The 8,299-nt window shown below is 67.7% G+C and carries 9 protein-coding genes; all 9 read right to left on the bottom strand.

Going from position 1 to position 8,299, the window contains the following annotated elements; translation table 11 throughout:
- Nucleotides 1–548, bottom strand: a 548-nt coding sequence (gene trbJ, locus DM995_RS07350) for a P-type conjugative transfer protein TrbJ (protein WP_116968998.1), incomplete at its 3' end; no start/stop codon positions are given.
- A complete protein-coding gene (trbE, locus tag DM995_RS22200) occupies nt 545–2,689 on the bottom strand; it encodes a conjugal transfer protein TrbE (RefSeq protein ID WP_232824492.1) in 2,145 nt (714 codons plus the stop codon). The genes trbE (DM995_RS22200) and trbJ (DM995_RS07350), both read right to left, overlap by 4 nt.
- Nucleotides 2,577–3,710 (bottom strand): P-type conjugative transfer protein TrbL, encoded by a 1,134-nt coding sequence (gene trbL, locus DM995_RS07340; protein ID WP_116968996.1) that lies wholly within the window; start codon nt 3,708–3,710, stop codon nt 2,577–2,579. The genes trbE (DM995_RS22200) and trbL overlap by 113 nt, the downstream gene beginning before the upstream one ends.
- Nucleotides 3,707–3,952: a putative entry exclusion protein TrbK-alt gene (trbK-alt, locus tag DM995_RS07335; protein ID WP_116968995.1), complete on the bottom strand. Its 246-nt coding sequence runs from the start codon at nt 3,950–3,952 to the stop codon at nt 3,707–3,709. The genes trbL and trbK-alt overlap by 4 nt, the downstream gene beginning before the upstream one ends.
- A 13-nt stretch (nt 3,953–3,965) precedes the next feature.
- Nucleotides 3,966–4,682 carry a P-type conjugative transfer protein TrbJ gene (trbJ, locus tag DM995_RS07330; protein ID WP_116968994.1) on the bottom strand — a complete coding sequence of 239 codons (717 nt, stop codon included), beginning with the start codon at nt 4,680–4,682 and terminating at the stop codon, nt 3,966–3,968.
- Entirely contained in the window at nt 4,679–7,162 is a 2,484-nt protein-coding gene (gene trbE / locus DM995_RS07325) for a conjugal transfer protein TrbE (RefSeq protein WP_116968993.1), read from the bottom strand. The genes trbJ (DM995_RS07330) and trbE (DM995_RS07325) overlap by 4 nt, the downstream gene beginning before the upstream one ends.
- Nucleotides 7,159–7,440, bottom strand: coding sequence for a VirB3 family type IV secretion system protein (locus tag DM995_RS07320; protein WP_116968992.1), 282 nt, complete (start codon nt 7,438–7,440; stop codon nt 7,159–7,161). Before DM995_RS07320 ends, trbE (DM995_RS07325) begins: the two co-directional genes overlap by 4 nt.
- On the bottom strand, nt 7,440–7,772 hold the full coding sequence (locus tag DM995_RS07315; protein ID WP_116968991.1) for a TrbC/VirB2 family type IV secretion system protein: 333 nt from the start codon (nt 7,770–7,772) through the stop codon (nt 7,440–7,442). The genes DM995_RS07320 and DM995_RS07315 overlap by 1 nt, the downstream gene beginning before the upstream one ends.
- Nucleotides 7,769–8,299 (bottom strand): ATPase, T2SS/T4P/T4SS family (locus DM995_RS07310; RefSeq protein WP_198669288.1); only part of this gene is annotated, 531 nt, incomplete at its 5' end. The genes DM995_RS07310 and DM995_RS07315, both read right to left, overlap by 4 nt.

Below are 8,299 nucleotides of genomic sequence, written 5' to 3'. Positions count from 1 at the left end.
AATCGCTGATCAATCAAGCGCGCAATCTGGCCAACCAGCGCGGACAGCTGCGTGCGGTTGGTGTCGATGTTGCCGACGACGCCCGCCTGCACCCGCATCGCGTCCTGCAAACCGCCAACCGTGTTCTGCCAGCGCTCGCGGGCCTGGGCGACGAGCTGGGCGTCAGACGCGGAGAGTGAGGCGTTGCCGTAGGTCGACTGGAAGGCGCGGTCGACCTGCTGGACGTCGAAGGCGATGTTTTGCGCCTGATTCAGGAGCTGCTGGGTCCGCTGCACGGACTGTTGAAGCTGCTGCAACGAGGAGTAGGGGAGGCTGGCCAGATTGCGCGCTTGATTGATCAGCGATTGCGCTTCGTTCTGCAGCGAGGTGATCTGGTTGTTGATCTGCTGCAGCGCGCGCGCCGCCTGAAGGACGTTCTGGGCGTAGTTGGTCGGATCGTAGACCACCCACTGCGCAGCGGCCGGGGTGGTGAGGACCGGCGACAACGCGACGGGCACGGCGAAGATGCTGGCGGACAAAAGGGCCGCGCGCGAGCGACGAAGGATCATGGTCGGGTCTCCAGGTTGGTGAGGTCGGGGATCAGGTCGGCGGCCCAGCCGACGCCGCGCAGGCCCAGCCATTCGGCGAGGAAGGCGTCGCGGCCGTGCTCGGCGAGGACGCGCTCGATGGCGGCCTGGTCGGTCTTGGAGGATGCGGCGCATAGCGCCAGCGCGACCTCGCCGAGGCCGAGCTCGAACAGCCGGTTGCCGCGGCGGGACTGGCAGTAATAGTCGCGCTTGGGCATGGCCCGGGCGAGGATCTCGATCTGCCGGTCGTTGAGGCCGAAGCGCCGGTAGATCGCGGTGATCTGCGGCTCGATCGCCCGCTCGTTCGGCAGGAGCAGCCGGGTCTGGCAGCTCTCGATGATGGCGGGCGCGATGGCCGATCCATCGATGTCCGACAGCGACTGCGTGGCGAATACGACGGAGGCGTTCTTCTTCCTCAAGGTCTTCAGCCATTCCCGAAGCTGGCCGGCGAATCCCTCGTCATCGAGCGCCAGCCAGCCTTCGTCGACGATCAGCAAGGTCGGGCTGCCGTCGAGGCGGTCCTCGATGCGGTGGAACAGATAGGGGAGCACCGCTGGCGCCGCGCCGGTGCCGATCAGGCCCTCGGTCTCGAACGCCTGGACGGACGCTTGACCCAGATGCTCGCTCTCGGCGTCGAGCAGGCGACCGTAGGGGCCGCCGACGCAGTAGGGGCGGAGCGCCTGTTTGAGGTCGTTGGACTGCAGGAGGACTGCGAGCCCGGTGATCGTGCGCTCGCCCACCGGCGCGCTGGCCAGCGAGGTCAACGCCGTCCAGAGATGTTCCTTCACCTCGGGCGAGATGGTCACGCCCTCGCGCATGAGGATGGCGACGATCCAGTCGGCGGCCCAGGCGCGCTCGGGCACCTCCTGGATGCGGGCGAGCGGCTGCAGCGACACGCTGTCGGTGGCGCCTTCCGTCAAGCCGCCGCCGAGGTCGTGCCAGTCACCGCCACAAGCAAGCGCAGCCGCACGGATCGAGCCGCCGAAGTCGAAGGCGAAGACCTGCGAACCCGGGTATCGCCGGAACTGCAGCGCCATCAGCGCCAGCAGGACGGACTTGCCGGCGCCGGTCGGGCCAACCACCAGGGTGTGGCCGACGTCGCCGACGTGAAGGGAAAACCGGAACGGGGTGGAGCCTTCGGTCTTGCCGAACAGCAAGGGGGGCGCACCGAAATGCTCGTCCCGTTCCGGCCCCGCCCACACCGCTGACAGGGGAATCATGTGGGCGAGATTGAGGGTGGAGATCGGCGGTTGCCGAACATTGGCGTAGACATGACCCGGCAGGGAGCCGAGCCAGGCATCGACGGCGTTGACCGTCTCAGGCATCGCGGTGAAGTCGCGCCCCTGAATGACCTTCTCGACCAGGCGCAGCTTCTCGGCCGCGACGCGTGGATCAGCGTCCCAGACGGCGACGGTCGCCGTGACATAGGCCTGACCGGCATAATCGGCGCCGAGCTCCTGCAGCGCGAGATCGGCATCCGCCGCCTTGTTGGCTGCGTCGGTGTCAACCAGCACGGAGGCCTCGTTGGTCATCACCTCCTTCAGGATCGCGGCGATCGACTTGCGCTTGGAGAACCATTGCCGCCGGATCTTTGTCAGCAGCTTGGTGGCGTCGGTTTTGTCGAGCAGCACCGCGCGGGTCGACCAGCGATAGGGGAAGGCGAGGCGGTTGAGATCGTGGAGCAGGCCGGGCGTGGTCGCCGTTGGAAAGCCGACGATGGTGAGGACGCGCAGATGCGCCTCGCCGAGCCGCGGCTCGAGGCCGCCGGTCAGCGGCTGGTCCGCCAGCAGCGCGTCGAGATACATCGGCGTCTCGGGCACGCGCACGCGGTGGCGTTTGGTAGAGACGGTCGAATGAAGGTAGGTCAGCGTCTCGCCATCATCGAGCCAGGCGCATTCGGGCATGAAGCTCTCGACGAGCTGGAGCACGCGGTTGGTGCGATCGACGAAGCCGCGCAGCGCCTCCCAGGCGTCAACGCCCTTCTCGGCCTTGCCTTCGTAGAGCCAGCTTTCAGCGCGTGCGGCGTCCTCGGCCGGGGGCAGGAAGACGAAGGTGAGGAAATAGCTCGACTCGAAATGCGAGGCGTCTTCCTCGAAGTCGGCTTTGCGCTCGGCGTCGACCAGCGCGGATGCGGGCTCTGGCCACAGCCGCCCCGCCCGTCTTCCCGGCCGAGCCCAATGCATAGGCGCTGCTTGCAGCGCCGGACGCGAACGCCCCGCCACGGGCGGTAGCGGCGACTGCGCCAGCAGCAGCGCCTGCACCTAGCGTTGCTGCGGCGGCCCCGCCCGCAATCACGCCGCCTGCCATCATCGTCGTGCCAGCGACAGCTCCGGCTCCGAGCGCGGGACCGCCCGAGACGATGCCATTAGCGATGCCGGGTGCGAAGATGGCCAACCCAAGCAAGGTCAGCGCAGCAAGTGCGATCGCCATGACCTGCTCGAGATTGGGTTCTGGACCTGCCGGGCCGCTGGTGAACTGGCTGAACAGCGTGGTGCCGATGCCGGTGATGACCGCGAGCACCAGCACCTTGATCCCGCTCGAAACGATATGGCCGAGCACGCGCTCGGCCATGAAGGCGGTCTTGTTGAAGAAGGCGAAGGGCAGCAGCACGAAGCCCGCGAGCGTCACGAGCTTGAACTCGATCAGCGTAACGAACACCTGGATCGCGATGATGAAGAAGGCGAGGACGACGATGACCCAGGCGAGCAGCAGCACGAGGATCTGCACGAAGTTGGTGAACAGCCCGACCGGCCCGAGCAGGTCTTCGGTCGCGGCGATGAGCGGATCGGCGGCGTCAAGGCCGGTTTCCGCAATCGCGCCGGGGCGCATGAAGTCGGCGAGTGACAGGCTGCCCCCGCTTGCCTGAAGCCCGAGCCCGGCGAAGCTCTCGAACACGATGGTCGCGAGTGTCCCGAAATTGCCGATGATGAAGGCGAAGGTGCCGATGAACAGCACCTTCTTGACCAGGCGCTGCATCACGTCCTCGTCGGCACCCCAAGCCCAAAACAGCCCGGCCAGCGTCAGGTCGATGGCGATCAGCGTGGTCGAGAGGAACGCGACCTCTCCGCCGAGCAGGCCGAACCCGCTGTCGATATAGCTCGTGAAAGTGCCCAGGAAGGTGTCGATCACGCCGGTGTCGTTCATCGCTTTTCGTCCCGTCCGAAGAAGTGGCGGCGCTTCGCCTCCCAGGCCGCCTCGCAGCCGCTGTCGGGCATGGTGATGGTTCGGCACCGCTCGATATCGGCCATCGCGGCGTCGGCGGGCGCGATGGGCATTGCCGCCACCGGCTCAGCCTTCGGAGCGGGCCGCGAGGCCGAGACGATGCCGACGGTCAGCATCATCCCGGCCAGCGCGGCGACGCCCGCGATCTTGAGGTTGCGCGACATCGCCCGTCGCGCCTCAATTGCGCGAGCGGAAGCGGCGGAATCGTTCGCGGCTTTCGGCCTCGATCGCCGTGGTTCGCGCGGATTCGAGCGCCTGCGCGCGGCCCTGCGCCGCCAGCACGGCCGTCAGATCGGCGAGCTGCTGCGATTGCAGGGCGAGCAGCTGGTTCCCCGCCTGTGCCGCTTGCAGCGCGCCGGTCGCCGACTGGCTCGATGTGACCAGCTCGTCCATCGTCGCTCGCGCGCCGTCGATATTGCCGACCACGCCCGCCTGGACGCGCAGCGCATCCTCGAACGCGCCGACGCTGTCCTGCCAGCGCGCTTCGGCATTGGCGACCATTTCGGCCTGCGTGCCGGACAGCGCTTGCCCGCGATAGCGGTCGTTGAATACCTGCTGGACGTCCTGGACATCATAGGCGATCCGCTGCGCCTCGCCCAGCAGCTGCTGGGTGCGCTGAACCTGCTGCTGCAACTGCTGGAGCGAGCTGAACGGCAGCGAGGCGAGATTGCGCCCTTCGTTGACCAGGCTCTGCGCCTGCTGCTGGATCTGGGTGATCTGGTTGTTGACCTGCTGCAACGCGCGGGCGGCCTGGAGCACGTTCTGCGCATAGTTGGTCGGATCCTTGACGATCAGCTGCGCGTGGGCAGGCGTCGTCAAGGCAGTCACGCCGAGCGCGGCGCTTGTGGCAAGGGTACCGGCGAGAAGCGCGCGGCGGATGGGGGAGTTGGTCATTGGTCGATCTCCAGAGAAAAATGGCGGCGCGCGACTTCCCGGTCGCGATCCGCAGGTGTGGGTTCGGGTGCGGGAAGCAGGTCGGCGGCCCAGCCAAGGCCGCGGTGGCGCAGCCATTCGGCGGCGAAGCGCGCCTTGCCGTGTGCCTCGATCAGCTCGGCGATCTTGAGCTGGTCGGTTTTGGAAGATGCGGCGGCGAAGGCCAGCGCGACCTCTCCCAGCCCGAGCTCGAACAGGCGGTTGCCGGGGCGCGACTGGCAGTAATAGTCGCGCTTGGGCGTCGCCCGGCTGAGGATTTCGATTTGCCGGGCGTTGAGCCCGAACCGCGCGTAGATTGCGGCGATCTGCGGCTCGGCCGCGCGGTCGTTGGGCAGGAAGATGCGCGTCGGACAGCTCTCGATGATCGTTGGGGCGATGCTGCTGGTCTCGATGTCGGCGAGGCTCTGGGTCGCGAAGACGACGCTCGCGTTCTTCTTCCTGAGCGTCTTCAACCACTCGCGGAGCTGCGCGGCGAACGCGGGGCTGTCGAGCACCAGCCACCCCTCGTCGATGATGAGCAGGGTCGGCGAGCCGTCGAGCCGGCCTTCGATCCGGTGAAAGAGGTAGGACAGAACGGCGGGGGCCGCCCCCGCGCCGACGAGGCCCTCGGTCTCGAAGGCTTGTAGCCGCGCTTCGCCCAGCCGCTCCTCCTCGGCGTCGAGCAGCCGGCCCCACGGCCCGCCGACGCAATAGGGCTGGAGTGCCTGCTTCAGCGCCTGCGACTGGAGCAGCACCGACAGGCCAGTCAGCGTGCGTTCGGCGACCGGGGCGGAGCCGAGCGACAGTAGCGCCGACCACAAATGGTCCTTCGCCGCAGGATCGACCGTCACGCCTTCCTGCGCCAGAATCGCGGTGAGCCACTCGACCGCCCAGGCGCGCTCGGCCGTCTCGTTGACGCGGGCGAGCGGTTGCAGCAGCACGTCGCCGTCGCTTTCGTCGGACAGGCTACCCCCCAGGTCTTGCCAGTCGCCGCCGCAGGCGAGCGCGGCGGCGCGGATCGAGCCGCCGAAGTCGAACGCGAAAACCTGCGCATTCTCGTAGCGGCGGAACTGCATCGCCATGAGCGCGAGCAATACGGACTTGCCGGCGCCGGTCGGGCCGACGATCAGCGTATGGCCGACATCGCCGACGTGAAGGGAAAACCGGAACGGGGTCGAGCCTTCGGTCCTGCCGTAGAGCAAGGGGGGCCCACCGAAATGCTCATCCCGTTCCGGCCCCGCCCATACCGCTGACAGGGGGATCAGGTGGGCGAGATTGAGCGCGGAAATCGGGGGTTGGCGGACATTCGCATAGGTGTGGCCGGGAAGGCTCCCCAGCCATGCCTCGATCGCGTTCATGCCCTCGGCGACACAGGTAAAGTCGCGGCCCTGCACGATCTTCTCGACCAGTCGCAGCTTCTCCGCGGCAACGGCGGGATCGCGGTCCCATACCGTCACCGTCGCGGTGACATAGGCCATGCCGGCATAGTCGGCGCCCAACTCCTGAAGAGCGGTGTCGGCGTCGGCGGCCTTGTTCGAGGCGTCCGAGTCCATCAGGACCGACGCCTCGTTGGTCATCACCTCCTTCAGAATGGCGGCGATGCTCTTGCGCTTGGCGAACCACTGCCGCCTGATCTTGGTCAGCAGCTTGGTCGCCTCGATCTTGTCGAGCAAGATCGCGCGGGTGGACCAGCGATATTCGAACGCGAGCCGGTTCAACTCGTCGAGCAAGCCGGGGAACGTCACGCTCGGAAAGCCGACGATGGTCAGCGTGCGCAGATGCTGTTCGCCCAGGCGCGGTTCCAGTCCGCCGGTCAGCGGCTCGTCGGCAAGCAGCGCGTCGAGGTGCATCGGGGTCTCGGGGACGCGGACGCGCTGGCGGCGGGTCGAGATCGTGCTGTGCAGGTAGGTCAGCGTCTCGGCGTCGTCGAGCCAACGCACCTCGGGCACGAAGCCTTCGACCAGGTTCAGCACCCGGTCGCTGCGGTCGACGAACCCGGCGAGCAGTTCGCGCGGATTGACGCCGGTGGTCGAGCGGCCCTCGTAAAGCCAGCCCTCGGCGCGCGCCGCCTCTTCGGCGGGCGGCATCCAAAGCAAGGTCAGGAAGTAGCGGCTCTCGAAGTGCGCGCCTTCCTCGCGGAACTGTTCGCGCCGCTCCATGTCGACCAGCGCCGACACGGGATCGGGAAAGTCGCATTCGGGGTAGTCGAGCGCAGGCGTGCGCTGCGCCTCGACGAAGATCGCCCAGCCCGAGCCGAGCCGGCGCAGTGCGCTATTGAGCCGAGCCGTGGTGGCGACCAGCTCGGCCGGCGTGGCGCTGTCGAGATCGGGACCGCGGAACTGGGCGGAGCGCTGGAACGACCCGTCCTTGTTGAGCACCACGCCTTCGCCGACCAAAGCGGCCCAGGGCAGGAAGTCGGCGAGGTAGGCCGCCTTGTTGCGGTATTCGCGCAGGCTCATCATGGCTGCATCCAGGTCGGAAAGCGGAGGTGACGGCGGGCGACGTCGACGAACTGCGGATCGCGCCGCGCCACCCAGACCGACAGCGAATGGCCGATGGCCCAGATGACGAGGCCGGCGATCCAGAGACGCAGACCAAGGCCGATTGCGCCCGCCAGCGTCCCATTGACGATGGCGAGCGACCGCGGCGCGCCGCCGAGCAGGATAGGCTCGGTCAGCGCGCGGTGGACCGGCGCGTAGTAGCCGGGGATCGGCGAGCCAAGAACGTCGAGCGTGTCCATCAGATGAGCGCTCCGCCGCCGAAGCTGAAGAACGACAGGAAGAAACTCGATGCGGCGAAGGCGATCGACAGGCCGAACACGATCTGGATGAGGCGACGAAAGCCGCCCGACGTATCGCCGAACGCCAGCGTCAGGCCGGTGACGATAATGATGATGACCGCGATGATCTTCGCGACCGGCCCTTCGATGGATTCGAGGATCGACTGGAGCGGCGCTTCCCACGGCATCGACGATCCGCCCGCATGGGCGGGGACGGCGTAGGTCAGCGCGATCACACTGGCGGTGACGGTGAACATGGCGCGGCGTGCGCCATGCCTGATGGCATGGATCATTGGAGGTCTCCGGTTTCGGGGGTGGTGAGCGGGATGAGGCGGAAGTCGCCGCTCGCGGGGTCGAGCCCTTCGACGCGGGCGAGTTCGGCGAGGCGGCGGCCGTGGGCGTCGCGGACCAGGACGGCGATCAGGTCGATGGTTTCGGCCAGCAACGCGCGCGGGACCGTGACGACGGCCTCCTGAATGAGCTGCTCCATCCGGCGGAGCGCACCAAGCGCCGTTCCGGCGTGGATCGTGCCGATGCCGCCGGGGTGGCCGGTGCCCCACGCCTTCAAGAGGTCGAGCGCCTCGGCGCCGCGCACCTCGCCGATCGGAATGCGGTCGGGCCGGAGGCGCAGCGAGGACCGGACGAGATCGGACAGCGAGACGACGCCATCCTTGGTTCGCATGGCGACAAGGTTGGGCGCGGCGCATTGCAGCTCGCGGGTGTCTTCGATCAGCACGATCCGGTCGGTTGTCTTGGCGACCTCGGCCAGGAGCGCGTTGACCAGCGTGGTCTTGCCGCTGCCGGTCCCGCCAGCGACGAG

The organism is Blastomonas sp. UPD001, from assembly GCF_003426715.1.
GTDB lineage: Bacteria > Pseudomonadota > Alphaproteobacteria > Sphingomonadales > Sphingomonadaceae > Blastomonas.
The sequence above is the reverse complement of the archived record's forward strand: the minus strand, read 5'-3'. Positions and strand labels throughout refer to the sequence as shown.